This window comes from Stenotrophomonas chelatiphaga, from assembly GCF_032054965.1.
GTDB lineage: Bacteria > Pseudomonadota > Gammaproteobacteria > Xanthomonadales > Xanthomonadaceae > Stenotrophomonas > Stenotrophomonas chelatiphaga.
This window is the reverse complement of record NZ_DAMBRS010000024.1, coordinates 1-23,502: the sequence shown is the minus strand read 5'-3', so window position 1 is coordinate 23,502 and position 23,502 is coordinate 1. Positions and strand designations below refer to the sequence as shown.

Annotated in this window: 21 protein-coding genes and 1 pseudogene; 13 read left to right on the top strand and 9 right to left on the bottom strand. The window is 66.6% G+C overall.

All coding sequences use genetic code 11. The features are described 5' to 3' along the window. Positions 1–375 precede the first annotated feature (375 nt). Together lptG and lptF are read right to left on the bottom strand one after the other, a co-directional pair. A complete protein-coding gene (lptG, locus tag RTX79_RS18095; protein WP_312685221.1) occupies positions 376–1,482 on the bottom strand; it encodes an LPS export ABC transporter permease LptG in 1,107 nt (368 codons plus the stop codon). After that, positions 1,479–2,561: an LPS export ABC transporter permease LptF gene (gene lptF / locus RTX79_RS18090; RefSeq protein WP_057508413.1), complete on the bottom strand. Its 1,083-nt coding sequence runs from the start codon at positions 2,559–2,561 to the stop codon at positions 1,479–1,481. Before lptF ends, lptG begins: the two co-directional genes overlap by 4 nt. Before the next feature lie 103 nt (positions 2,562–2,664). Between lptF and RTX79_RS18085 the strand changes: the two genes are divergently transcribed. The 3 genes from RTX79_RS18085 (at position 2,665) to RTX79_RS18075 (ending at position 7,577) form a co-directional block, all read left to right on the top strand. Further along, positions 2,665–4,143: a leucyl aminopeptidase gene (locus RTX79_RS18085; RefSeq protein ID WP_057508412.1), complete on the top strand. Its 1,479-nt coding sequence runs from the start codon at positions 2,665–2,667 to the stop codon at positions 4,141–4,143. Positions 4,144–4,230: 87 nt separating this feature from the next. Then, on the top strand, positions 4,231–4,656 hold the full coding sequence (locus RTX79_RS18080) for a DNA polymerase III subunit chi (protein WP_057508411.1): 426 nt from the start codon (positions 4,231–4,233) through the stop codon (positions 4,654–4,656). Positions 4,657–4,736: 80 nt separating this feature from the next. Then, positions 4,737–7,577, top strand: a complete 2,841-nt coding sequence (locus RTX79_RS18075; RefSeq protein WP_312685218.1) for a valine--tRNA ligase — start codon at positions 4,737–4,739, stop codon at positions 7,575–7,577. A gap of 88 nt (positions 7,578–7,665) precedes the next feature. Here RTX79_RS18075 and rimI read toward each other — a convergent pair whose 3' ends face one another. The 3 genes from rimI to pssA are packed head-to-tail and all read right to left on the bottom strand — an operon-like array spanning position 7,666 to position 9,451. Then, a complete protein-coding gene (gene rimI, locus RTX79_RS18070; protein WP_312685217.1) occupies positions 7,666–8,163 on the bottom strand; it encodes a ribosomal protein S18-alanine N-acetyltransferase in 498 nt (165 codons plus the stop codon). Next, a complete protein-coding gene (locus RTX79_RS18065; RefSeq protein WP_312685216.1) occupies positions 8,160–8,675 on the bottom strand; it encodes a hypothetical protein in 516 nt (171 codons plus the stop codon). Before RTX79_RS18065 ends, rimI begins: the two co-directional genes overlap by 4 nt. Next, positions 8,672–9,451 carry a CDP-diacylglycerol--serine O-phosphatidyltransferase gene (pssA, locus tag RTX79_RS18060; RefSeq protein ID WP_057508407.1) on the bottom strand — a complete coding sequence of 260 codons (780 nt, stop codon included), beginning with the start codon at positions 9,449–9,451 and terminating at the stop codon, positions 8,672–8,674. The genes RTX79_RS18065 and pssA overlap by 4 nt, the downstream gene beginning before the upstream one ends. A gap of 80 nt (positions 9,452–9,531) precedes the next feature. Here pssA and RTX79_RS18055 point away from each other — a divergent pair, with 80 nt between their 5' ends. From RTX79_RS18055 to RTX79_RS18045, 3 genes and pseudogenes are all read left to right on the top strand, one after another. Beyond that, positions 9,532–9,903 carry a DUF4124 domain-containing protein gene (locus tag RTX79_RS18055; RefSeq protein WP_309688283.1) on the top strand — a complete coding sequence of 124 codons (372 nt, stop codon included), beginning with the start codon at positions 9,532–9,534 and terminating at the stop codon, positions 9,901–9,903. Positions 9,904–9,974: 71 nt separating this feature from the next. After that, positions 9,975–11,666: a proline--tRNA ligase gene (locus RTX79_RS18050; protein ID WP_312685211.1), complete on the top strand. Its 1,692-nt coding sequence runs from the start codon at positions 9,975–9,977 to the stop codon at positions 11,664–11,666. Between the two features lie 147 nt (positions 11,667–11,813). Further along, a pseudogene (locus RTX79_RS18045) lies at positions 11,814–12,182 on the top strand (H-NS family nucleoid-associated regulatory protein); the annotation flags it as partial. Between the two features lie 364 nt (positions 12,183–12,546). Here the strand turns inward: RTX79_RS18045 and RTX79_RS18040 are convergent. Beyond that, positions 12,547–13,806 (bottom strand): threonine/serine ThrE exporter family protein, encoded by a 1,260-nt coding sequence (locus RTX79_RS18040; RefSeq protein WP_312685209.1) that lies wholly within the window; start codon positions 13,804–13,806, stop codon positions 12,547–12,549. Positions 13,807–13,909: 103 nt separating this feature from the next. Between RTX79_RS18040 and RTX79_RS18035 the strand changes: the two genes are divergently transcribed. The 5 genes from RTX79_RS18035 to RTX79_RS18015 all read left to right on the top strand — a co-directional run bounded on the left by RTX79_RS18035 (position 13,910) and on the right by RTX79_RS18015 (position 18,486). Further along, entirely contained in the window at positions 13,910–15,022 is a 1,113-nt protein-coding gene (locus RTX79_RS18035; protein WP_312685223.1) for an ABC transporter permease, read from the top strand. Continuing rightward, a complete protein-coding gene (locus RTX79_RS18030; RefSeq protein ID WP_057508402.1) occupies positions 15,022–15,852 on the top strand; it encodes an ABC transporter ATP-binding protein in 831 nt (276 codons plus the stop codon). Before RTX79_RS18035 ends, RTX79_RS18030 begins: the two co-directional genes overlap by 1 nt. 3 nt (positions 15,853–15,855) lie before the next feature. Further along, positions 15,856–16,782 carry an MlaD family protein gene (locus RTX79_RS18025; RefSeq protein ID WP_057508401.1) on the top strand — a complete coding sequence of 309 codons (927 nt, stop codon included), beginning with the start codon at positions 15,856–15,858 and terminating at the stop codon, positions 16,780–16,782. A gap of 5 nt (positions 16,783–16,787) precedes the next feature. Further along, positions 16,788–17,432, top strand: coding sequence for an ABC-type transport auxiliary lipoprotein family protein (locus tag RTX79_RS18020; protein ID WP_312685202.1), 645 nt, complete (start codon positions 16,788–16,790; stop codon positions 17,430–17,432). A gap of 91 nt (positions 17,433–17,523) precedes the next feature. Beyond that, positions 17,524–18,486 carry a glycosyltransferase family 2 protein gene (locus RTX79_RS18015; protein ID WP_312685200.1) on the top strand — a complete coding sequence of 321 codons (963 nt, stop codon included), beginning with the start codon at positions 17,524–17,526 and terminating at the stop codon, positions 18,484–18,486. Positions 18,487–18,505: 19 nt separating this feature from the next. Here the strand turns inward: RTX79_RS18015 and RTX79_RS18010 are convergent, their stop codons facing one another. The 3 genes from RTX79_RS18010 to RTX79_RS18000 are packed head-to-tail and all read right to left on the bottom strand — an operon-like array spanning position 18,506 to position 20,464. Next, complete coding sequence (locus tag RTX79_RS18010) at positions 18,506–19,096, bottom strand: alpha-ketoglutarate-dependent dioxygenase AlkB family protein (RefSeq protein WP_312685198.1); 591 nt, start codon at positions 19,094–19,096, stop codon at positions 18,506–18,508. Then, positions 19,096–19,728: a CoA transferase subunit B gene (locus RTX79_RS18005; protein WP_312685196.1), complete on the bottom strand. Its 633-nt coding sequence runs from the start codon at positions 19,726–19,728 to the stop codon at positions 19,096–19,098. Before RTX79_RS18005 ends, RTX79_RS18010 begins: the two co-directional genes overlap by 1 nt. 1 nt (position 19,729) lies before the next feature. Beyond that, positions 19,730–20,464 carry a CoA transferase subunit A gene (locus RTX79_RS18000; protein WP_312685194.1) on the bottom strand — a complete coding sequence of 245 codons (735 nt, stop codon included), beginning with the start codon at positions 20,462–20,464 and terminating at the stop codon, positions 19,730–19,732. Positions 20,465–20,603: 139 nt separating this feature from the next. Between RTX79_RS18000 and RTX79_RS17995 the strand changes: the two genes are divergently transcribed. Beyond that, the gene (locus RTX79_RS17995) at positions 20,604–21,950 is read left to right on the top strand and encodes a phosphomannomutase (RefSeq protein WP_312685192.1); all 1,347 of its coding nucleotides are present in this window, start codon (positions 20,604–20,606) and stop codon (positions 21,948–21,950) included. Between the two features lie 19 nt (positions 21,951–21,969). Continuing rightward, complete coding sequence (locus RTX79_RS17990) at positions 21,970–23,373, top strand: mannose-1-phosphate guanylyltransferase/mannose-6-phosphate isomerase (RefSeq protein WP_312685190.1); 1,404 nt, start codon at positions 21,970–21,972, stop codon at positions 23,371–23,373. The last annotated feature ends 129 nt before the right edge of the window (positions 23,374–23,502 follow it).

Here is a 23,502-nt window from a genome sequence, read left to right as displayed (position 1 = left end):
TTTCGCGCCATCCATGGCGCTCAACGCCCCCGCCCAGCCCCACCGCCCGACCCCCCGGACAGGTTCCGGTGGCCGCCACCCGCGTAGAAAAAGAATAAAAGCAGGGGTCAGAGTCCTTTCGCTGCGCGAAAGGACTCCGACCCCATCTCTCCGTCCCCCACCATCCGAAAATTCCAAGGCCCCCGCGGACCTGTCGAAGGTGGGGCGGGGTGGGTTGGCGGGAACGCTCATCCGCATGGATGCGGATGGCGAGCCTCCAGGGACGGATTCACGGCGATTCCCGCCAACCCACCCCGCCCCACCACCACGCAGCCCAGCGCTTTTGACGTTGACGTTGCTTCGGCAGGTGCCGGGCGCAGCCCGGCAAACAAAACCTCAGCCCGACTTACGCCGGAACAGCATCGCCGAAATGCCCAGCATCAGGATCGGCGGCAGTGCGTATGCCACCCGGTAATCAAACTTCAACGCACCGGCCATCCGCCCGAAGAACAGCTGCAGCAGCCAGAACCCGAGCGCGAACAGGATGCCCAGGAACAAGCGCTTGCCCATGCCGCCGCTGCGCAGCGAACCGAACGCGAACGGCACCGCCGCCAGGCACAACGCCAGCACGTTCACGGGATAGAACCAGCGGCTCCAGTACACGTCCTCGTAGTCACGCGCATCCAGGCCATTGCGCTCGCGGTATTCGATGCTGGTACGCAGGTCAGCCGCGCGCAGGTTGCGCGGCCGCGAAATACCGGTCGCCAGCGCCGCCGCATCCAGCTTCGAATCCCACTTCTCGCTTGGCACTTCCTCGCGCGTCAGTGAACGGTCGCCGAAAATGTCCCGGCGCACCTGCTTCAGCACCCAGCCGGACGCATCGTGCTCGGCGGTGACGGCATGGGTCAGCGACACGATCTCGCCCTCCGGGCCGATGCGGTACATGCGCACGTCGTGCAGTACCAGGCGCGTGCCGCCACCCTCGACCAGCTGCTCCTCACCGCCCTGCGCGTTGAGGAAGGTATCGCCCTCGCGGGCCCAGACACCGGCGTAGCGGGCCACGGACATGTCGCCGCCGCGCTTGGCGCTCATGCGGATGTTGTCGGCGCGCTCCTGCCCCCACGGTGCGAGCGTTTCGCCGCTGATCACCATCGCGCCGGTCAGCAGCGAAAGGGCGACCGCCACCGACAGGCTCAGGCGACGCCGCGACAGGCCCAGTGCGCGCAGCGCGGTCAGTTCGGACGTCGCCGCCAACTGGCCCAGGCCCATCAGCGAGCCGATCACCGCCGCCGTGGGGAAGAAGGTGTAGGCGCGCCGCGGCACGGTGTACAGCACCCAGGCCGCCGCATGGCCCAGCGTATAGCCGTTCTTGCCGACGTCCTTGAACTCGCCGGAGAAGGCCATCACCACGTCCAGCCCCACCAGCACCGCCCAGGTCAGCAGCACGGTACCGAACACCGCCCGGCCCAGGTAGTAATCGAAACGCATCGGACGCGGAATCATGCGGTCACTCTCTTCGGGCGCGACAGGTGGCCGTCACGCAGGTACATCCAGATCGCCAGCCCCAGCAGCGGCAGGGTCAGCCACCACAGGCCGAGCCCATCGGGCACCTTGCCATCGGCGATCCAGCCGGTGCCGATGAACATCAGGTTCATGCCCACCATGTAGGCCAGGAAGGCCAGCATCATCCGGCCGTAGCGCTGCTGGCGCGGCGAGCTGCGCGCCAGCGGCACGGTCAGCAGGGCGAAGGCCAGCGCGATCAGCGGCGGGGCGATGCGCGAATGCAGCTGCGCCTTGGCCTGCGGGCGCTTGTCGCCGATCAGCTGGCTGGTCGGCAGCAGTTCCGGGTCATCGGACTGGCGGGTCTGCGCGCCGTCTGGCATCGCCACGTCGTTGCGCGCGAAGGTCGCCAGCCGGTAGCCCTTGCCGCCGTCGGCGGGGCCTTCGATCTGGTGGCCGTCGTTCAACTGCAGGTAGCGGCGGTCCTTGCCCTCGAAGAACAGCTTGCCGCTGGCGGCCGATACGACCTCGATGCGGCCCTCGCGGGCGCGGTTCATGAACACCCGGCCCAGCCCGGTGCCGTCCGGGGAAATGGAGGACAGATACACCACCCCGCCGTTGGACAGGTTGGTGAAGCGCCCCGACTCGAGGCCGGCCATCAGCACGCTGCGGTTGGCCTGGTCGATCATCTGCTCGCTGGTGCGGTCGGCCCAGGGGCCCAGCCACAGCGAACAGGCACCGATCAGCCCGACCACCGGCAGCACCAGCAGCAGCAAGGGTTTGAGCAGGCGCCGCGGGCCCACGCCGATAGCGGTGATGACCGCCATTTCGGAGTCGCGGTACAGCCGGGCGACCGCCAGCAGCAGGCCCAGCATCAGCGCCAGCGGCAGGATCAGCGGCATGTAGACGATGAACTGCAGGCCCAGCTGTGAGAACAGCAGGCGGGCAGGCAGGCGCCCATCGGCGATGTTGCCAAGGATATCCACCAGCACGCCGCCCACGCTGACAACCAGCAGGACGATCAGGGTGGCCAGGAAACTCTGGACGAAATCGCCCAATAGATAGCGGTCGAGCTTCAACATGGGCCGTGGTTTAAACTCTCAGGTTCGTTCGCGGGTCCGCCCAGTCTACTGGCTGGACGTAAACGGTCCGCGATTGTACGGATATGCCAACGGAATCTGATCAATGGCCCTGCAATTCACCCTGAACCAAGCGTCGCCGACCTCTGCCGGGGTCGACTGCGTGGTCGTCGGCGCCTTCGCCGATCTTTCCCTGTCGCCCGCCGCGCAGGCGTTGGACGCCGCCAGTGGCGGCCGCCTGGCCGCCCTTGCCCAGCGTGGCGATGTCTCCGGCAAGACCGGTGCCACCACCCTGCTGCACGACCTGCCGGGCGTCAGCGCCCCGCGCGTGCTGGTGGTCGGCCTGGGTGATGCCGCCCGCTTCGGCGTGCCGCAGTACCTGAAGGCCATCGGCGACGCGGTGCGCGCGCTGAAGACCGGCGCCAGCCGCAGCGCGCTGTTCACCCTGGTCGACCTGCCCGTCAAGGACCGCGACGCGGCCTGGGCGATCCGCCAGGCGATCATCGCCGCCGACCACGCCAGCTACCGCTACACCGCCACCTTCGGCAAGAAGAAGGCCGAAGACGCCGGCCTGCAGCAGCTGGCGATCGCCGGCAGCGACGAACAGGCCCTGCTGCAGGGCCAGGCCATCGCCAGCGGCGTGGAGTTCGCCCGCGAGCTCGGCAACCTGCCGCCGAACTTCTGCAACCCGGCCTACCTGGCCGACGTGGCGGTGAAGTTCGCCGGTGAGCACGACGGCGCCGAAGCGGAGATCCTGGACGAGACGCAGATGGAAGCGCTGGGCATGGGCTCGCTGCTGGCCGTCGCCCGCGGTTCGGCCAACCGTCCGCGCCTGGTGGTGCTGAAGTGGAGCAACGGCGGCGACGCCAAGCCCTACGTGCTGGTCGGCAAGGGCATCACCTTCGATACCGGTGGCGTCAACCTGAAGACCCAGGGCGGCATCGAGGAAATGAAGTACGACATGTGCGGTGGCGCCAACGTCATCGGCACCTTCGTGGCCACCGTCAAGGCGCAGCTGCCGCTGAACCTGGTCGTGGTGGTGCCGGCGGTTGAAAACGCGATCGACGGCAATGCCTACCGCCCGTCCGACGTCATCACCTCGATGTCCGGCAAGACCATCGAAGTCGGCAACACCGACGCCGAAGGCCGCCTGATCCTGTGCGACGCGCTGACCTATGCGCAGCGCTTCGAACCGGCCGCGCTGGTCGACGTGGCCACCCTGACCGGCGCCTGCATGGTGGCCCTGGGCCACCAGACCGCCGGCCTGATGACCAAGCACGACGACCTGGCCAATGAACTGCTGGCCGCCGGCGAGCACGTGTTCGACCGCGCCTGGCGCCTGCCGCTGTGGGACGAATACCAGCCGATGCTGGATTCCAGCTTTGCCGACGTGTACAACATCGGCGGCCGCTGGGCCGGTGCGATCACCGCCGGCTGCTTCCTGGCGCGCTTCACCGAAGGCCAGCGCTGGGCCCACCTGGACATCGCCGGCGTGGCCAGCGACGAAGGCAAGCGCGGCATGGCCACCGGTCGCCCGGTCGGGCTGCTGAGCCAGTGGCTGCTGGACCAGGTCGCCCGCGCCTGATCCACTGTCGCCCTGTGGCCGGCCTCCGTGCCGGCCATGACACGGCCCGGTTTCGACCGGGTCTTCGCCTGCAACCCGGACCCCGCCATGCCCCGCGCCGATTTCTACCTGATTGCCAAGCCCCGCTTCCTGACCGAGCCGCTGCGGCTGGTCTGCGAACTGGCGCGCAAGGCCAACGATGCCGGGCTGTTCACCCTGGTGCTGGCGCGCGACCAGGCCCAGGCCGAAGAACTGGACGAGCTGCTGTGGTCCTTCGATGCGGAGGCCTACATCCCGCACCAGATCGCCGGCGAAGACATGGATGAAGAAGAGGCGCTGGTGCTGATCGCCGTGCCCGGTGGCGTTGAACCGGCGCGCCCGCTGGTGATCAACCTGCGCGACACGCCCTGGATGGGCGAATGCGAGCGCGTGCTGGAAGTGGTGCCGGCCGACCCGGACGCACGCGAGCCGCTGCGCGAGCGCTGGCGGCAGTACAAGGACGCTGGTTACGCGCTTTCCAAGCACGACATGTAAGCCGGCGCCGGACCTGCGCTGCCCTTGATGCGCCGAACGATCGCCCTGAATTCCCCCCGAACATCTTCTGGTTGCCCCGCATGACCCGACTCGACTCCAGCTACGACCCGACGTCCTTTGAAACGGACACCTACGATGCCTGGGAAAAGGCTGGCCACTTCAAGCCGTCGGGCAAGGGCGAGCCGTACACCATCCTGCTGCCGCCGCCGAACGTGACCGGCACGCTGCACATGGGCCATGCCTTCCAGCAGACCCTGATGGACGCACTGGTGCGCTACCACCGCATGCGTGGCTACGACACGCTGTGGCAGGTGGGTACCGACCACGCGGGCATCGCCACCGAGATGGTGGTCGGCCGCAACCTGGCGCTGGAAGGCAACGGCGAGACGCGCGATACGCTGGGCCGCGAAGCGTTCATCGGCAAGGTGTGGGAATGGAAGCAGCAGTCCGGTGACACCATCGAGCGGCAGATGCGCCGCCTCGGCACGTCGGCCGACTGGTCGCGCAGCACCTTCACCATGGACCCACAGCCGTCGCAGGCGGTGATCGAAGCCTTCGTGCGCTGGCACGAACAGGGCCTGATCTACCGCGGGCAGCGGCTTGTCAACTGGGATCCGGTGCTGAAGACCGCGATTTCCGACCTGGAAGTGGAGAGCGCCGAGGAAGACGGTTTCCTCTGGTCGATCGCCTACACGCTGGACGACGGGCTGACCTACGAGCACGTCGAGCGTGATGCCGACGGCGTGGAAACGCTGCGCGAAACCCGCGATTACCTGGTCGTGGCGACCACCCGCCCGGAGACCCTGCTCGGCGATACCGCGGTGATGGTGCACCCCGAAGACGAACGTTACCTGCACCTGATCGGACGCAGCGTGACCCTGCCACTGACCGGCCGCAGCGTGCCGGTGATCGCCGATGACTACGTCGACCGTGCCTTCGGCACCGGCGTGGTCAAGGTCACCCCGGCGCATGATTTCAACGATTACCAGGTCGGCCTGCGCCACAACCTGCCGATGATCAACCTGTTCACCCCGGTGGCGGCGATCAATGACAACGCCCCGGAGCGTTTCCGCGGGCTGGACCGCTACGACGCGCGCAAGGCCGTGCTGGCCGAACTGGAAGACCTGGCGGTGCTGGTGGAAACCAAGCCGCACAAGCTGCAGGTGCCGCGCGGCGACCGCACCGGCCAGGTGATCGAGCCCTACCTGACCGACCAGTGGTTCGTGAAGATGGACGAGCTGGCACGGCGTGGCCTGGAGCTGGTCGAAGGGACCGATGGACAGCCGGGTGCGGTCGGCTTCGTGCCGCCGAACTGGATCAACACCTACCGCCACTGGATGACCAACATCCAGGATTGGTGCATCAGCCGCCAGCTGTGGTGGGGCCACCGCATCCCGGCGTGGTTCGATGCAGCAGGCACCTGCTACGTCGGCCGTGACGAGGCCGAAGTGCGCGCCGCCAACGGGCTGGGCGCCGAGATCGCGCTGACCCAGGAAAGCGACGTGCTGGAGACCTGGTTCTCCTCGCAGCTGTGGCCGTTCTCCACGCTGGGCTGGCCGAACGAACAGGCGATGGCCGAGCGCGGTTTCGACCGTTACCTGCCGTCCTCGGTGCTGGTCACCGGCTTTGACATCATCTTCTTCTGGGTCGCCCGGATGATCATGGCCACCGACAACCTGACCGGCAAAGTGCCGTTCAAGGATGTCTACTTCACCGGCCTGATCCGCGATGGGCAGGGCCAGAAGATGTCCAAGTCCAAGGGCAACGTGCTGGATCCGCTGGACATCATCGACGGCATTTCCATCGAGGACCTGGTGGCCAAGCGTACCGGCGGGCTGATGCAGCCGCGGGCCGCAGAAAAGATCGAGAAGGCGACCCGCAAGGAGTTCCCGGACGGCATCGCCGCGCACGGCGCCGATGCGCTGCGCTTCACCATCGCCGCGCTGGCCACCCACGGTCGCGACATCAAGTTCGACATGAACCGCGCCGAGGGCTACAAGAACTTCTGCAACAAGCTGTGGAACGCCAGCCGCTTCGCGCTGATGAACACCGAAGGCGCTGCATTCGAAGGCGCGCCCAAGCCTCGCACCGATGCCGAGCGCTGGATCCTCGCGCGGCTGGCGGCCACCACTGCCGAAGCGCAGGGCCACTTCGCCGCCTACCGTTTCGACCTGCTGGCGCAGTGCCTGTACGAGTTCGCCTGGAATGAATTCTGCGACTGGTTCCTGGAGCTGAGCAAGCCGGCCCTGAACGGCGCCGACGCGGCCGATGCAGACAGCACCCGCCACACCGTGCTGTACGTGCTGGAAGCGCTGCTGCGCCTGCTGCATCCGCTGACGCCGTTCATCACCGAACAGCTGTGGCAGCAGGTGGCGCCGCGCCTGGGCATCGGCGGCGATTCGCTGTCGCTGCGTCCCTACCCCAGCGCCGAAGAGTTCGCCGGTGACTATGCCCAGGCCGAAGCGGACGTCGAATGGCTGAAGGCAGTGATCAGCGCCGTGCGCCGCGTGCGCAGCGAGCTCAACGTGGCCCCGTCCCGGTTGGTGCCGCTGCGCCTGCAGGCCGGGCTGGAACAGGACCGCGTGCGCATCGAACGCTTCGCGGCCTCGCTGTCGTTCCTGCTGAAACTGGACACCATCCAGTGGCTGGCCGAAGGCGAATCCGCCCCCCCGGCGGCACCGGCGATCGTCGGCGAGCTGAAGCTGCTGGTGCCGCTGGAAGGGCTGGTCGACCTGGATGCCGAACGCGCGCGCCTGGACAAGGAACTGGCCCGCGTGCAGGGCGAAAAGGAAAAGAGCGAGGCCAAGCTGGCCAAGTTCACCGACAAGGTGCCGGCGGCGGTGGTCGAGCAGGAGCGCGTGCGCCTGGTCGAATGGACCACCCAGCTGGCCGGCCTGCAGGAACAGCGCGCCAAGCTGTAACGCGCGACACCGGTAGTGACGGCCGCTGGCCGTCACTAGCTTCGGGCGGCCCGCTGCGCTCGCCGAGCACGGCTCGGCGGCACGTGGCTTACAGCGGCGGCATCCTGTCGATGTCGTCGGCCACCAGTTCGATGGCCATCACCAGCGCATCCTCGCGGCCATCGGCGGCGGGGTAATAACGCGGACGACGACCGATCTCGTTGAATCCTTCGCTGTGGTACAGCGAAAGCGCCGGCGTATTGGTCGGCCGCACTTCCAGGAACACGCGCTGCACGCCGCGGTCACGGGCCAGGCCGACGATGGCGCGCAGCAACTGCCGCCCGCGTCCGCGGGACTGGTTCAGCGGATCCACGCAGATGTTCAACAGGTGGGCTTCGTCGGCGGCGATGCTCAACAGCGCATAGCCCACCAGCAGACCGTCCTCTTCCATTGCCAGGCCGGGATAGCCCGCACGCAGGCAGTCCAGGAAGATGCCGCGCGTCCAGGGGTACGGGTACCCCCGCTCCTCGATCACCATCACTGCGTTGAGGTCGCTTTCGCGCAGCGCACGCAAGCTGGCCTGCGCCGGACGGGCCACCGCACTCATGCCTGGCGCCCCTTGCGGCGCAACGCACGCAGGGTCGGCCACAGCGCGCGCTTGGCGGCGGGATCGGCGCGCAGCGCGTCCAGCGGCCAGCTGTCCATCAAGGCCTGCGTCTGTGGATCATTGGGATTGCAGCCCGAGGCACGCAGCAGAGCGATCTGCAGGCGATCCGGCAGGCGTACCGACGGGCGCCGTGCAGCGTTGGCGCGCGGCGGGGCATCGGTGTCGCTCTGATCCCCGGCAGCCGGGCGCGGGGCGACCGGCGTGCGCGGGGCAACCGGTTCCGGCGCGGTGCGCGGTGCCGGCGGCGCCTGCCGGGTCACTGCGGGGCGTGATGCCACCGGGGCGACGCTCAGTTCAACCGACTGCGGCTCGATCGCCTGCGCCATGGCCGCCGCAGCGGCAGCGGCTTCCAGCTCGGCCGCCAACGTGCCTTCATGCAGCACGCTGTAGCCCATCGCCTGCAGCCAGGCCTGCTGGGCCGGAGTCCACAGGACGGGCAGGTCGGTACTCACGCCGCGTCCGGGCGCTTTCGCAGGCGCTGCATGGCCCACATCACCAGCCCGGACAGCGCGTAGATCACGCCCACTGCCAGCAACACACGCGGCAGGTCGATCACCGCGATGGCGATGCCGATCGGCAGCAGGGCCAACACCAGGAACGGCACGCGGTCGGCACGCGGGCCTTTCGCCCCGCCGCCCTTGAAGCTCCAGAAACGGATCCGGCTGACCATCAGCAGGGCCGACACCAGGGTCACCCCCAGCGCCACGTAGCGCAGCTGCTCACCGGTCCAGCCCAGGGTGCCGTCGGCGAAGGCCCAGACGAAGGACATCATCAGGCCGGCCGCGGCGGGGCTGGCCAGGCCGACGAACCAGCGCTTGTCCACCACCGCCACCTGGGTATTGAAGCGGGCCAGCCGCAGCGCCGCGCAGGCCGCATACAGGAAGGCGACCGCCCAGCCGACGCGGCCCAGCAGTTCACCGTCGAACTTCAGCGAAGACAGGGCCCAGTGGTACATCACCAGCGCCGGCGCCATGCCGAAGCTGACCAGGTCGGCGAGCGAGTCGTACTGCACGCCGAATTCGCTGCTGGTGCCGGTCAGGCGGGCGACCCGGCCATCCAGCCCGTCCATGACCGCGGCCACGAACACCGCGATGCTGGCGTAGACGAAATCACCGTTGGCCGCGGCGATGATCGCGTAGAACCCGGCAAACAGGCCCGCCGTGGTGAACAGGTTGGGGAGCAGGTAAATGGTGCGCGAACGCGGCGGCGGCGGTGTGATGGGATCCATGCCCCGAGTTTAATCGACTTGCCAGCCGACGGCTGCGGTGCTGCAATCACGCTTTCCCGCCGGTCAGGCCTGGAGTCTCCATGCGTACCCTGTTCTGCTTGAGTTTCCTGCTGTTGGCCAGCGCATCGGCGTTTGCCGGTCCGGTCTACAAGTGGAAGGACGCCAACGGCGTGACCCAATATTCGGAGAGCCCGCCCGCCGGCAAGGCTTTTGAAACCCGGCAGCAGACCCGCGACCCGGGCAATCTGCCGGCAGCGGCGGCGACCGACACGCCGCTCGCCCCGCAGTGCGTCACCGCGCGGGCCAACCTGGCGCTGCTCGATGGCAGCGGTCCGGTCATGCAGGACACCAACGGTGACGGCACGGCCGAAACCGCGCTGGACGACACCCAGCGCGCCAACCAGCGCGCGCTCGCCGAAGCGGCCGCCAAGGCCTACTGCCCGCAGGCCTGAAACCCGCCCGCTGCCCACGACAGGCGCCGGGCTGGCAGAATAACGGCTTCCGCCGTTAGATGATGCCGACGATGCGCCTGTCCCAGTTCCACCTGCACACCACCAAGGAAACCCCCAGCGACGCCGAGCTGACCAGCCACCGGCTGATGCTGCGCGCGGGGATGATCCGCAAGCTCGCCTCCGGCCTGTATATCTGGTCGCCGCTGGGCCTGCGCGTGCTGCGCAAGGTCGAGCGCATCGTCCGCGAGGAAATGGAAAATGCCGGCGCGGTCGAACTGCAGATCCCGACCATCCAGCCGCGCGAGCTGTGGGAAGCCACCGGGCGCTGGGAAAAATTCGGCCCGCAGCTGCTGAAGATCAAGGACCGCAAGGAGCAGGAGTTCTGCTACAGCCCCACCGCCGAGGAAGCGCTGACTGATTTCGCGCGGCAGGAACTGTCCAGCTACAAGCAGCTGCCAGTCAATTTCTTCCAGATCCAGACCAAGTTCCGCGACGAGATCCGGCCGCGCTTCGGGGTGATGCGCGCGCGCGAGTTCCTGATGAAGGACGCCTATTCCTTCCACCTGCACGACGAAGACCTGGTCCGCGAATACGAAAACATGAAGGCGGCCTACAGCCGGATCTTCACCCGGCTGGGGCTCGATTTCCGCATGGTCCAGGCCGATTCCGGCGCCATCGGTGGCGATGCTTCGCAGGAATTCCATGTCATCGCCGATTCCGGCGAAGACGCGCTGGTGTTTTCGACCGGCTCGGATTATGCGGCGAACATGGAAGCGGCCGTGGCCGCCTCGCCCGCCGCCCGCGCCGCCGCGGGCGAGGCGATGCGCAAGCTTGAAACCCCGACCCAGAAGACCTGCGAAGACGTGGCCGCATTGCTGGGGCTGGCACTGCAGCGCACGGTCAAATCGGTCGCGCTGATGGCCGGCGAAACCTTCGTGCTGGCGCTGGTGCGCGGTGACCATGAGGTCAACGAAATCAAACTGGCCAAGGTGCCCGGCCTGTCCGACCACCGGTTTGCCACCGAGGCGGAAATCAGCGAATACCTCGGCTGCGTGCCCGGATTTCTGGGCCCGGTGGGTCCGGCCAAGGCGATCCGTGTCGTCGCTGACCCGGAAGTGGCCGCACTCGCCGATTTTGTCGTTGGCGCCAACGCAGTCGGTTTCCACCTCGCCGGCGTCAACTGGGGCCGCGACCTGCCGGAGCCGGAGATCGCCGATATCCGCAACGTGCAGGCCGGTGACCGTGCCCGTGACGGCGGCGAGCTGAAGATCGCCCGCGGCATCGAAGTGGGCCACGTTTTCCAGCTGGGCCGCCAGTATGCGAAGGCGTTGAATGCCACCGTGCTCGATGAAAATGGCAAGGCCGCGGTGCTGAGCATGGGCTGCTACGGCATCGGTATCTCGCGCATCGTCGCCGCCGCCATTGAACAGAACCACGACGAAGCCGGCATCGTCTGGCCGGAGGCGATGGCGCCGTGGCAGGCGGTGGTGTGCGTGATCAATCCCAAGGGCGACGCCGCCGTGTCCGCCGCCGCTGCCGAGCTGCTGGAATCGCTGCGTGCCGGCGGGCTGGATGCCGCACTGGACGACCGCGGCCTGCGCCCCGGCGCCATGTTCGCCGACATGGAATTGATCGGCATTCCGCACCGCGTGGTGGTTTCCGAACGCGGCCTGGCCGCAGGTACTTTCGAATATCGCTCACGCAGCGCGAGCGAGGCCGAGAGCCTGGATCGCGACAGCCTGATGCGCAAACTGCTCGGGTAAAAGAACAAAAGCCGGGTTAATCCCGGCTTTTCTTTTGCTGTTCACCCCGGAAGTGCTATTTCCTGTTTGTGCTTGCAGTAAATGCACATTACTCTTGGGCCCGAGCCAAGGACTGGCAGACCCTTTCCATATTGTCTGGAGCACTGCATGAGTATTGATCTGACCGGTCTGTCGGCCCGTGAACTGGGTGCACTGATCCGCACCGCCAAGAAGCAGCAGACCATCGTCGCCAAGCGTCGCCCGATCACCAAGGTCCGCGCCCAGCTGGAAAAGCTGGCCAAGGTCGAGGGGTACAGCATCGAAGAACTGTTCGGCGGCGCACCGGCACCGCGTGCGCGCAAGGCCGCGACCAAGGCACCGTCCAAGACCGCCGGCCGCAAGCTGGGCAAGGTCGCCCCGAAGTACCGCAACCCGGCCAACACCAAGGAAACCTGGACCGGCCGCGGCAAGCAGCCGCGCTGGCTGGCCGAGCTGACCAGCAAGGGCAAGAAGGTTGAGGATTACCTGATCAAGAAGGCCTGAAAGCCCTCGCGATCATGAAAAACGCCGGCTGCGAAGCCGGCGTTTTTTTGTGCCCGCAACAGCGTGACGACCAACGGTTGTCACCCACCGCGACCAACGCTCGTCACCCACCACCGCCGGCGGTCACCCACCACGGCCCACCGCTCTTCTTTCTTTTCATCCGCGGCAGCCAGCGCCGGACTGTGTCAGGGCGCCGGGGGAGCAGGCTATCCGGGACACTGTGAGGCAGGAGCCGAACAGTAGCCTACAGGGACGTACTTGCGGCGTGTCCCGGATAGCCTGCTCCCCCGGCGCCCTGTCCGTAGACAAAAAAGGCTGGCAGCCGCGAGGGGGTTCCACCCGTTCGCCACCAACAAACCTACAGCGTCTTCCGCGCCGGAATCAGCAGGTTTCCGAACAACAACCCGGCCACCAGCGCCATCACCACGTTCAACACGGTCAGGAACACCCCCTGCCCCGCCCCGACATCCTGCTGCTGCACCAGCGTCAGCACCCCACGCAGGCTGGTACTGCCAGGCACCATCATGATGATGCCCGGCAAGCGGATGATCGCCCCCGGCCGCTGCACCAGCCGGCCAAACAGGTTGCCCGCCGCCGTCAGCAGCATCGCCGAAAGGAAGATCCCCGCCGGCGCCCCCCACGCATGGCCAGCGAATTTGGAAATCGCATAGCCGGCCACGCAGGCCGCCAGCACCCACGGAAAATCGCGCCGGCTGGCCTTGAACAGCATCGCGAAGGCGAACGCCGCGATCAGCAGCGCCGACCACTCTACCCACGCGCCCTGCGGCCGCGAAGCGCGCACCACCGGGTCCAGCCCGATCACATCGGCAAGCGTGACCGCGATCATCGCGCCCACCGTCAGCTTCATGATGGTGGTCAGCGCCCCGGCCACCCGCGCCGTGCCGGATACCCAGTGCTGGCTGGCCAGCTCGTTCACCGCATTGGTCAGCGACATACCCGGCAGCAGGATCACCAGCGAGGCGATCACCACGGTATTGAGGTTGAGCGCGCCGACATAGGTGGCCACCAGCGTGGCGACCAGCCCAGCCAACAGCGCCGCCAGCGCTTCACTGGCCTCCTTGGTCGCCGCGCGTCTGCTGGTCCAGCGCCCCAGCAGGCCGATCAGCAGCCCGATCGCGCCAGCGGTGGCGATGTCCAGCCACGGCAGTTTCCAGAGCCCGGCCACGCCGGCCGCGCCCAGGCTGTAGGACAGCACTTCCTTGATCTTTCCGCGCAGCCCGGGATCAGCGTCCAGCTGGCGCAGCGCGGTGTGTCCCTGGGCCAGGCTCATCCGGCCGTTTGCGACATCTTCGGCAATGCGATCGGCGACGCTGAGTTTATGCAGATCGTTTTCGCCAGGCGCCAGCCGGATCACGCGGGTGATGTCGCTGGAACCAATCGCCTTGGCCGGATCGCTGAAGCTCAGGATGATCCCGGTCGGGTTCGACCAGGGTTCGCAATCCAGCCCCAGCTGCTGGGCCAGGGCCACTACGGCGGCCTCCAGGCGCTGGGCGGTGGTGCCGTAACTGTGCAGGCGCCCGGCGATTTCGCAGACGAACGCCACGCGCTGCGCATAGGTGGCGGGGGGCGAGGCTATCGGGGAGGCGTCTGCAGGCATGCGCGGTAGTATTACCCAGCCCCGGCCCGGGCAGAAGGACATTCGGACAGGACCTACGCTGCATGCGACATGCACACGCTATGCTGCATCCTTGATGCCGACCATGATCTCCGACCAGACCCCCAAGATCGAACGCGATGCCAATGAACCGGGCCGCATCCGCCTGTCCGGTCGCTGGACGCTGCACACTGCCCTGCAGGCCGCCGAGGTGCTGCGCGAGGTTCCCGAAAACCTGACGGCCATCGATGCCACCGGCATCGACCAGCTGGATTCGGCCGGCGTGCTGCAGTTGCTGCGCGTGGCCCACCGCGCCGACCTGGGCCAGGACGCACTGCAGTTCCGCGAGGACCACCAGGCGCTGGTCTGCACGATCGAAGAGGTGGCCGACGACCGGCCCAAGCCGAAGCGTGATTTCGGCGTGCTGGCCGCGCTGGACCGGCTCGGCCGAAGCATGCACGCGACCGGCCAGAACATCGTGGCGCTGGCCAGCTTCCTCGGCGAAAGCCTGGTCAAGGGTGCGCGCCTGCTGAAGGAGCCACGCCGTTTCCGATTGACCGCCACCGTGCACCAGATGGAGCAGGTCGGGCTGGATGCGGTGCCGCTGGTGGCCCTGCTTTCCTATCTGGTCGGCGCGGTGATCGCCTTCCTCGGTTCGACCATCCTGCGCGACTTCGGCGCGGAGATCTACGTGGTCGAGCTGGTCAGCATCGCCTTCCTGCGCGAATTCGCGGTGCTGCTGACCGCCATCGTGCTGGCCGGCCGTACCGCCAGCGCGTTCACCGCGCAGATCGGTGCGATGAAGGCACGCGAGGAGATCGACGCGATGAAGACGCTGGGCCTGGATCCGATGGACCTGCTGGTGCTGCCGCGCATTGTCGCCCTGCTGATCACCCTGCCGCTGCTGACCTTCATCGCGATGGTCGCCGGCCTCGCAGGGGGTATCACGGTCGGCGCCTTCGACCTGGATATTCCCCCGCAGATGTACATCGCGCGCATGTACGACACGATGGAAGTGCGCAACATGCTGGTCGGCCTGTCCAAGGCCCCGGTGTTCGCACTGGTGATCGGCCTGATCGGCTGCCTGGAAGGCCTGAAGGTGGAAGGCACCGCGCAGTCGGTCGGTGAGCGCACGACCTCCAGCGTGGTCCAGGCCATTTCGCTGGTGATCATCCTCGACGCCTTCGCGGCGCTGTGGTTCATGCAGGTGGGCTGGTGATGGTGAACGACGAACGCACCGACGACATCCACGACGCCTCCGGCGAGGACGACGCGAAGCTGGCCATCCGCGTGCGCGGGCTGGTCAACCGCTTCGGCAGCCAGACCGTGCACGAAGGCCTGGACCTGGACGTACGGCGCGGCGAGATCCTCGGCGTGGTCGGCGGTTCGGGTACCGGCAAGTCGGTGCTGATGCGCTCCATCCTTGGCCTGCGCAGCCCGGACGAAGGGCAGATCGAAGTGCTGGGACGCGACGCGCGCGGGGGTGACAGCGAAAGCCGCCTGCATATCCAGCGCAATACTGGCGTGCTGTTCCAGGATGGCGCGCTGTTCTCTTCGCTGACCGTCGGTGAGAACGTGCAGGTCCCGTTGAAAGAGCACCACCGCGAACTGCCCGAGCGCTGGCATTACGAGTTGGCGCTGCTGAAGGTGAAGCTGGCCGGGCTGCCCGCCGATGCGATCAACAAACTGCCTTCGCAGTTGTCCGGTGGCATGCGCAAGCGTGCCGGCCTGGCCCGTGCGCTGGCGCTGGACCCGCCGCTGCTGTTCCTGGACGAACCCACCGCAGGCCTGGATCCGATCGGCGCGGCGGCGTTCGACCGCCTGATCAAGACCCTGCAGGAAGCGTTGGGGCTGACCGTCTTCCTGATCACACACGATCTGGACACCCTGTATGCCATCTGTGACCGGGTGGCGGTGCTGGCCGACCGCAAGGTCGTCGCCACTGCGCCGTTGGCCGACATCGAGAAACTGGACCATCCGTGGATCCAGGACTATTTCCACGGACCCCGCGCACGTGCTGCGCGCGGCGAACAGACCGAGAGTGCCTGAGTCATGGAAACCAAAGCGAACTACGTGCTGATAGGCGCGTTCACCCTGATCACCGGCCTGGCCCTGCTGGCCTTCGGCCTGTGGGCAGCCAAGTATTCCTCCGACCGCACCTGGCAGGAGTACCGCGTGGTGTTCCGCGAGGCGGTCACCGGCCTGACCGTCGGCAGCCCGGTGCAGTACAACGGCATCGCGGTGGGGTCGATCACCGAACTCAACCTGGTCCCGGATGACCCGCGCCAGGTGGTGGCCAAGATCCGCCTCAATTCCACCACGCCGGTGAAGACCGATACCCGCGCCAAGCTGGCCATCACCAGCCTGACCGGCCCCTCGATCATCCAGCTCAGTGGCGGCACCCCGCAGTCGCCGACGCTGACCTCGGTCAACCGCGATCCGGCACCGATCATCCCCACCATGCCCTCGGCATTGCAGAACATCACCGACGTGGCCAACCGCATCGTCGAACGCATGGACCAGGTGCTCAGCGACCGCAACGTGGCCGCCATCAACGCCACGCTGGCCAACATCGAGTCGATCAGTGGCGGCCTGGCCGACCAGAAACAGGGCACCCAGGCGCTGCTGCTCAGCGCGCGCAATGCCGCGCGCAGCCTCGACGACACCCTGAAGACCACCAACGGCACCATCCAGCGGCTGGACCAGAACCTGGTGCAGCAGCTGCCGGGCATCATCGAGAAGCTCGACGCCACGATGACCAAGATGGATTCGGCCGCCGGCAATGCCGATTCGATCCTGGGCGAGAACCGTGCGGCCATCAACAGCTTCGCCAGCGATGGACTGGGCCAGCTCGGCCCGACCCTGACCGAACTGCGCGGCCTGATCCGCGACCTGCGCCGGGTCAGCGACCGGCTTGAGAACAATCCCGCGCGCTACCTGCTGGGCCGCGACGCACCGAAGGAGTTCGAACCCGAATGAAGCGCATGCCCTCCCTGTCCGTGACGCGCCTGCTGCTGCCGGCTGTCTTGTTGGCCAGCCTGACCGGTTGTTCGATCCTCTCCAGTGGTGACCGCAAGGCGGTGACCATCTACTCGCCCGCCGTCCAGGTGAAGGTCGATCCGTCCTGGCCGACCGTCACCTGGCAGCTGGTGCTGTCCAAGCCGAGCGCCACGCGCATGGTCGACAGTCCGCGCATCAACGTGCGGCCGAGTCCTTCGGAGCTGGAAATCTACGCGGGCGCGACCTGGGCGCAGCCGGCCACCGACATGATTGAAGACGCCCTGCTGCGCGGTTTCGAAGACTCCGGCCGGATCGCCGGGGTCGGCCGTGCGGCGGCTGGTATCCGCGCCGATTACCGCCTGGCCACCGACATCCGCCGGTTTGAATCGGACTACCGCGGCCAGCCCACGCCGACCGTGGTCATCGAAATCAACGCCAAGCTGATCCATGTGGTCGACCAGCGGGTGGTGATCGACCGCACCTTCCGCCAGGAGCAACCGGTGGGATCAACCGAGGTGCCGGCGGTGACCGCGGCCTTCGAGAAGGGGCTGAATGCACTGACCGCCGACGTGGTGGGCTGGGCGCTGACCAGTGGGCAGAAGGATGCAGACGGCGCGTCGCTGCGCTGATGGGCTGGTGATTGGGTCGTGCCGGGGGCTGGCCGGCGGCCCTTGGCAGGCAATGTCATAATCCAGAACTGCCTGACCCGTGACTCCGCCGATGCCGCTCACCACGTCCATTGCCATGTGCACCTACAACGGCCAGCGCTTCCTGCAGGCGCAGCTGGACAGCTTGTTGACGCAGTGCCCGCTGCCGGACCAGATCGTCATCCGCGATGACGTGTCCAGCGACGGGACGCGTGAAATCCTGGCAGCCTTCGTGCCCAAGGCCGAAGCGTTGGGTATCGTGGTGGACCTGCAGGTCAATGAACGCAATGTCGGCTACCGCCGCAACTTCGATGGCGCGCTGCGTGCGTGCACCGGCGAGGTCATCTTCCTCTGCGATCAGGATGATGTCTGGCATGCGGACAAGCTGTCACGCATGTGTGCCGAGTTCGAGGCACGGCCCGGACTGCTGGCGCTGCATAGCGATGCGCGGCTGATTGATGGGGAGGGCAAATCGCTCCCCAAGAGCCTGTTTGAATCACTCGGAATTGGCAGCTATGAGCTGAGGATGATGCACGGGGGTGATGCGCTGGGCCTGCTGATGAAGCGGAAGATGGTAACTGGCGCGGCCATGGCAATTCACGTACGGCTGTTGGACCACGCGCTTCCGCTGCCGGCGACGGAATGGGTTCATGACGCCTGGCTGGTCACGTTGGCGGCGCTGACCGGTGGAGTAGACAGCCTGACGGAATCACTGGTGGACTACCGCCTGCACGGAGGAAACCAGCTCGGGCTTGGTGGCAACGATCCCCTGCCCCGAAGCGCACGCCGCAAACTGCAACTGCAGTCCGAACTCAAGCAATCAGAGATGCTGGTTGAACGCGCGCAGGCACTTCTCGTATCTCGGTCGGCAATGGCTCTTGTCACGTCCAGGCGGGACCATTTCGACGTACGCGCTGGCCTGCCTGCTTCTCGGGTGCGTCGTCTCCCCCAGGTGCTTGGCGAAATGGCCACAGGAAACTATCTCCGTTTCGGGCGCGGGCTGCTTTCCGCTGCGATCGATCTGATCCGCAGTTGAATCCATGCCCCCTGCCGGGTCAGCGCTGTAACCACCGAAAAGTCAGGTTGATGCGTTCGGCCTGTATCCGGGCGCTCTTCGGCAGGGCGTGCTGGTAATGGGTCTGCGTACTACCGGCCATCACCAGCAGGTCGCCATGGCCGAGCAGGTAGCTGGCCTTGCGGGCGTGGTCATCGCGCCTGCGCAGCAGGAAGCGGCGTGCAGCGCCCAGGCTCAGCGAAGCGATCACCGGCTGCGGCCCCAGCTCCGGCTCGTCGTCGCTGTGCCAGCCCATGCTGTCCGTGCCGCTGCGATAGCGGTTGAGCAGCACGCTGTTGAAGCGCGCGCCCAGTTCCTCCTGCAATAGACCACGCAGTGGCAGCAGCACGGACGGCCACGGATGCGGCAGAAAGTCTGCACCGGAGTACCGGTAACGCGCATCCGGATCGCCCATCCAGCAACTCAGCCGCGGTGAATCCACCAACCGCCCGAACATCCGGATCCTGTGCACTTCCCACGGAATGTCGCGCAGCAACGCTGCCTGCAGGGCCCCTGCCTGCGCAGGGGGCAGCCACCCCGCAAGGTGGCGTACATCGGCATCAGGCAGATCCTGCGGGAACAGCGTGCCCATCAGCTGCGTTTGAACGCTACGCCGGTCTTTTCCACCAGTTCAGCCTCATCGACACCCGGCGCGGTTTCCACCAGCACCAGCCCGTCTCCGGTCACATCAAACACGGCCAGATCGGTGATGATGCGATCCACCACGCCGACACCGGTCAGCGGCAGCGAGCATTCCTTCAGGATCTTGTGCTCGCCGTTCTTCGCGGTGTGCTCCATCAGCACCACCACGCGCTGCACGCCGGCCACCAGGTCCATTGCCCCGCCCATGCCTTTCACCATCTTGCCGGGCACCATCCAGTTGGCAAGGTCGCCGCTGTCGGTGACCTGCATGGCGCCGAGGATGGCCAGGTTGACGTGGCCGCCGCGGATCATCGCGAAGCTGTCATCGCTGCCGAAGTAACTGGCGCCGGCCCGGGCGGTGACGGTCTGCTTGCCTGCGTTGATCAGGTCCGGGTCGATCTCCGCTTCGGTCGGGAAGGGGCCGATGCCGAGCAGGCCATTCTCCGACTGCAGCCAGACGTCCACGCCGTCGGGAATATGGTTGGCCACCAGGGTCGGCAGGCCGATGCCCAGGTTCACGTATGCCCCATCGGTCAGTTCGCGCGCAGCGCGCGCTGCCATTTCGTCGCGGGTCCAGGCCATGTCAGGGGTTCTCCGTGCGCACGGTGCGTTGCTCGATGCGCTTTTCGGGCGTGGGGTTGTGCACGATGCGGTGCACGTAGATACCGGGCAGATGCACCTGGTCCGGGTCGATGCTGCCTACCGGCACCACCTCTTCCACTTCGGCGATGCAGACCTTTCCGGCCATCGCGCAGGCCGGATTGAAGTTGCGCGCGGTGCGGCGGAACACCAGGTTTCCCGCTTCGTCGGCCCTCCACGCCTTGACCAGCGCCACATCGGCGCGCAGCGCGGTTTCCATCACGTAGTGCCGTCCATCGAACTCGCGGGTTTCCTTGCCCTCGGCCACCACGGTGCCGTAGCCGGTGGCGGTGAAGAAGGCCGGAATACCGGCCCCGCCGGCGCGCAGTCGCTCGGCCAGGGTGCCCTGCGGATTGAATTCGAGTTCCAGTTCGCCAGCCAGGAACTGCCGCTCGAACTCCTTGTTCTCGCCCACGTAGGACGAAATCATCTTGCGGATCTGTCGGGTGGCCAGCAGTTGGCCCAGCCCGAAGCCATCCACGCCGGCATTGTTGGAGATTACCGTCAGGCCGCCGACCCCGCTGTCGCGCAGCGCGGCGATCAGGGCCTCCGGGATGCCACACAGGCCAAAACCGCCGACCGCCAGGGTCTGGCCATCGGCGACCACGCCCTGCAGGGCCAGGGCTGCACTGGCGTAGCGCTTGTCGCGCCGCTGGCCAGTCGTTGCCGGGGTTGTCATCTACGCCCTCACCTCGTTGATGTAATCCGCCCATTCTAGGGCAGCGGCGATCAGGGTCACGTGGCGTTGCGACATGGAAACGATTCCCAAACATTCCAGGGACTAAACTAACCGGCTGGACCCCCCAATGGAGTGACCGATGCCCCTGCCCGCCTTCAAGGCCTATGACATCCGCGGCCGCGTGCCGGACGAACTGAACGAAGACCTGGCCCGGCGCATCGGCGTTGCACTCTCGGACCAACTGGACGCCGGAACCGTGGTCGTCGGCCACGACGTGCGCCTGACCAGCGCGGCGCTGCAGGATGCGCTGGTCGTGGGGCTGCGCGGCGCGGGCCGCGAAGTCATCGACATCGGCATGTGCGGTACCGAGGAAGTCTATTTCCAGACCGATCACTTGGGCGCGGCCGGTGGCGTGATGGTGACCGCCAGCCATAACCCGATGGATTACAACGGCATGAAGCTGGTGCGCGAAAAGGCGCGCCCGATCAGCTCGGATACCGGCCTGTTCGCGATCTCCGATGCGGTGGCGGCCGATACCGCAGCCGCCCTGTCGCCCAAGGCAGGCCAGAGCGAGCAGCACGACAAGAGCGCGTACATCGCGCACCTGCTGTCCTACGTCGACGCCGCTGCACTGAAGCCGCTGAAGGTCGTGGTCAATGCCGGCAACGGCGGCGCCGGCGCGATCGTCGACCTGCTCGCCCCGCACCTGCCGCTGCAGTTCATCCGCGTCAACCACGAGCCGGATGGCAACTTCCCCAACGGCATCCCCAACCCGCTGCTGCCGGAAAACCGCGCCGCCACCGCCGAAGCGGTGCGTGAGCATGGCGCCGATTTCGGCATCGCGTGGGATGGCGACTTCGACCGCTGCTTCTTCTTCGACCACACCGGTCGTTTCATCGAAGGCTATTACCTGGTCGGCCTGCTGGCCCAGGCCGCGCTGAAGCGCCACCCGGGTGGCAAGGTCGTGCATGATCCGCGACTGGTGTGGAATACCGTAGAAATGGTCGAACAGGCCGGCGGCATCCCGGTGCTGTGCAAGAGCGGCCACGCTTTCATCAAGGAAAAGATGCGCGCCGAAGATGCGGTGTACGGCGGCGAAATGAGCGCCCACCATTACTTCCGCGAGTTTGCCTACGCCGACTCGGGGATGATTCCCTGGCTGCTGATTGCCGCACTGGTTTCCGAGAGCGGCCGGTCTCTGGCTGACTGGGTCGAAGACCGCATGGCGGCCTATCCGTGCAGCGGTGAAATCAACTTCAAGGTCGCCGACGCCAAGGTATCGGTGGCACGCGTGATGGAACACTTCGCCTCGCATGCGCCGGCGCTGGACCATACCGATGGCATCAGCGCCGATTTCGGTGACTGGCGCTTCAACCTGCGCAGCTCCAACACCGAACCGCTGCTGCGGTTGAATGTCGAAACGCGCGGGGATGCGGCGCTGCTGCAGTCGCGTACCGACGAAATCTCTTCGCTGCTGCAGCAGTAACCTCAGGATGTCCGCGCCCATGAACAGCATCCAGCCCGTCATCCTGTCCGGTGGCTCCGGAACGCGCCTGTGGCCGTTGTCGCGCGAGGCATATCCGAAGCAGTTCCTGCCGCTGGCCAGTGAGCTGACGATGCTGCAGGCCACGTGGAAGCGCGTCGAAGCCATCGCCGCGCGCGGTCCGTTGGTCATCGCCAACGAAGAGCATCGCTTCGTCGCCGCCGAACAGTTGCAGCAGGTGGGTGCGTCCCCCGCAGCGATCATCCTTGAACCAGTCGGCCGCAACACCGCGCCGGCCATCGCGGTGGCGGCTCTGGAGGCCACGCGCGATGGCGCTGACGTGCTGCTGCTGGTGCTTCCGTCGGATCACGTGATCAGTGACAACGCCGCTTTCCAGCGCGCGGTCGAGCAGGCTGCAGGTGCCGCCGAAGCCGGCAAGCTGGTGACCTTCGGCATCGTGCCTGCCGGCCCGGAAACCGGCTATGGGTACATCAAGGCGGCCGCAGGCGAAGGTGCCCGCGCGGTGGAGCGTTTCGTCGAAAAGCCGGACCTCGCCACGGCCACCGATTACGTGGCCAGCGGACAGTACTACTGGAACAGCGGCATGTTCCTGTTCAAGGCCTCGCGTTACCTGCAGGAACTGGAACGCTTCCAACCGGCGATGTTGGCTGGCAGTCGCGACGCCTGGAGCAAGGCCCGCCGTGATGCCGACTTCACCCGCCTGGACAAGGACGCGTTCACCGCCGTGCCGTCCGATTCCATCGACTACGCGGTGATGGAGAAGACCGCCGACGCGGTGGTGGTGCCGCTGGATGCCGGCTGGAACGATGTCGGATCGTGGACCGCACTGCGCGACGTCTCGCAGCAGGATGGCCACGGCAACGCACACCAGGGCGATGTCATCGCGATCGACTGCCGCAACACCTATGCCTACGGCCAGCGCCTGGTGGCGATGGTCGGGTTGGATGACGTGATCGTTGTGGAAACCGACGATGCGGTACTGGTCGGCAAGGGCGACCGCATGCAGGAGGTCAAGGCCGTGGTGGCCCGGCTGAAGGCCGAAGGGCGCAGCGAAGCCACTTGGCATCGCAAGGTGTACCGGCCATGGGGCGCCTACGATTCGATCGACAACGGTGCGCGTTTCCAGGTCAAGCGCATCACGGTCAAGCCCGGTGGCACGCTGAGCCTGCAGATGCACCATCACCGCGCCGAGCATTGGATCGTGGTGAGCGGGACCGCCGAAGTCACACGTGGCGAGGAAGTGCTGCTGCTCAGCGAAAACCAGAGCACCTACATCCCGCTGGGTGTCACCCACCGCCTGCGTAATCCAGGACGCCTGCCGCTGGAGCTGATCGAAGTTCAGTCCGGCAGCTATCTGGGCGAAGACGATATCGTGCGCTTTGAAGATACTTACGGTCGCAACTGATCAATGAAGGAAGGATGGGCAAGCAATCGACCAGGAAGGATCGCTTGCCCATTGAATCCACTAGATCTAGAGATTTACTCGACCGTTACGCTCTTGGCCAGGTTGCGCGGCTTGTCCACGTCGGTGCCG

What these genes read in the sequence shown, in the direction of transcription:
- rimI (WP_312685217.1), bottom strand. Translation starts at nt 8,163, where the DNA reads ATGAGTGCGGTGGCCCGTCCGGCGCAGGCCAGCTTGCGTGCGCTGCGC.
- RTX79_RS18030 (WP_057508402.1), top strand. Translation starts at nt 15,022, where the DNA reads ATGGTGAACGACGAACGCACCGACGACATCCACGACGCCTCCGGCGAG.
- RTX79_RS18025 (WP_057508401.1), top strand. Translation starts at nt 15,856, where the DNA reads ATGGAAACCAAAGCGAACTACGTGCTGATAGGCGCGTTCACCCTGATC.
- RTX79_RS18005 (WP_312685196.1), bottom strand. Translation starts at nt 19,728, where the DNA reads ATGGCCTGGACCCGCGACGAAATGGCAGCGCGCGCTGCGCGCGAACTG.
- RTX79_RS18050 (WP_312685211.1), top strand. Translation starts at nt 9,975, where the DNA reads ATGCGCCTGTCCCAGTTCCACCTGCACACCACCAAGGAAACCCCCAGC.
- RTX79_RS18010 (WP_312685198.1), bottom strand. Translation starts at nt 19,096, where the DNA reads ATGGGCACGCTGTTCCCGCAGGATCTGCCTGATGCCGATGTACGCCAC.
- lptF (WP_057508413.1), bottom strand. Translation starts at nt 2,561, where the DNA reads ATGTTGAAGCTCGACCGCTATCTATTGGGCGATTTCGTCCAGAGTTTC.
- RTX79_RS18080 (WP_057508411.1), top strand. Translation starts at nt 4,231, where the DNA reads ATGCCCCGCGCCGATTTCTACCTGATTGCCAAGCCCCGCTTCCTGACC.
- RTX79_RS17995 (WP_312685192.1), top strand. Translation starts at nt 20,604, where the DNA reads ATGCCCCTGCCCGCCTTCAAGGCCTATGACATCCGCGGCCGCGTGCCG.
- RTX79_RS18055 (WP_309688283.1), top strand. Translation starts at nt 9,532, where the DNA reads ATGCGTACCCTGTTCTGCTTGAGTTTCCTGCTGTTGGCCAGCGCATCG.
- RTX79_RS18035 (WP_312685223.1), top strand. Translation starts at nt 13,910, where the DNA reads ATGATCTCCGACCAGACCCCCAAGATCGAACGCGATGCCAATGAACCG.
- RTX79_RS18015 (WP_312685200.1), top strand. Translation starts at nt 17,524, where the DNA reads ATGCCGCTCACCACGTCCATTGCCATGTGCACCTACAACGGCCAGCGC.
- RTX79_RS17990 (WP_312685190.1), top strand. Translation starts at nt 21,970, where the DNA reads ATGAACAGCATCCAGCCCGTCATCCTGTCCGGTGGCTCCGGAACGCGC.
- lptG (WP_312685221.1), bottom strand. Translation starts at nt 1,482, where the DNA reads ATGATTCCGCGTCCGATGCGTTTCGATTACTACCTGGGCCGGGCGGTG.
- RTX79_RS18000 (WP_312685194.1), bottom strand. Translation starts at nt 20,464, where the DNA reads ATGACAACCCCGGCAACGACTGGCCAGCGGCGCGACAAGCGCTACGCC.
- pssA (WP_057508407.1), bottom strand. Translation starts at nt 9,451, where the DNA reads ATGGATCCCATCACACCGCCGCCGCCGCGTTCGCGCACCATTTACCTG.
- RTX79_RS18085 (WP_057508412.1), top strand. Translation starts at nt 2,665, where the DNA reads ATGGCCCTGCAATTCACCCTGAACCAAGCGTCGCCGACCTCTGCCGGG.
- RTX79_RS18040 (WP_312685209.1), bottom strand. Translation starts at nt 13,806, where the DNA reads ATGCCTGCAGACGCCTCCCCGATAGCCTCGCCCCCCGCCACCTATGCG.
- RTX79_RS18020 (WP_312685202.1), top strand. Translation starts at nt 16,788, where the DNA reads ATGCCCTCCCTGTCCGTGACGCGCCTGCTGCTGCCGGCTGTCTTGTTG.
- RTX79_RS18075 (WP_312685218.1), top strand. Translation starts at nt 4,737, where the DNA reads ATGACCCGACTCGACTCCAGCTACGACCCGACGTCCTTTGAAACGGAC.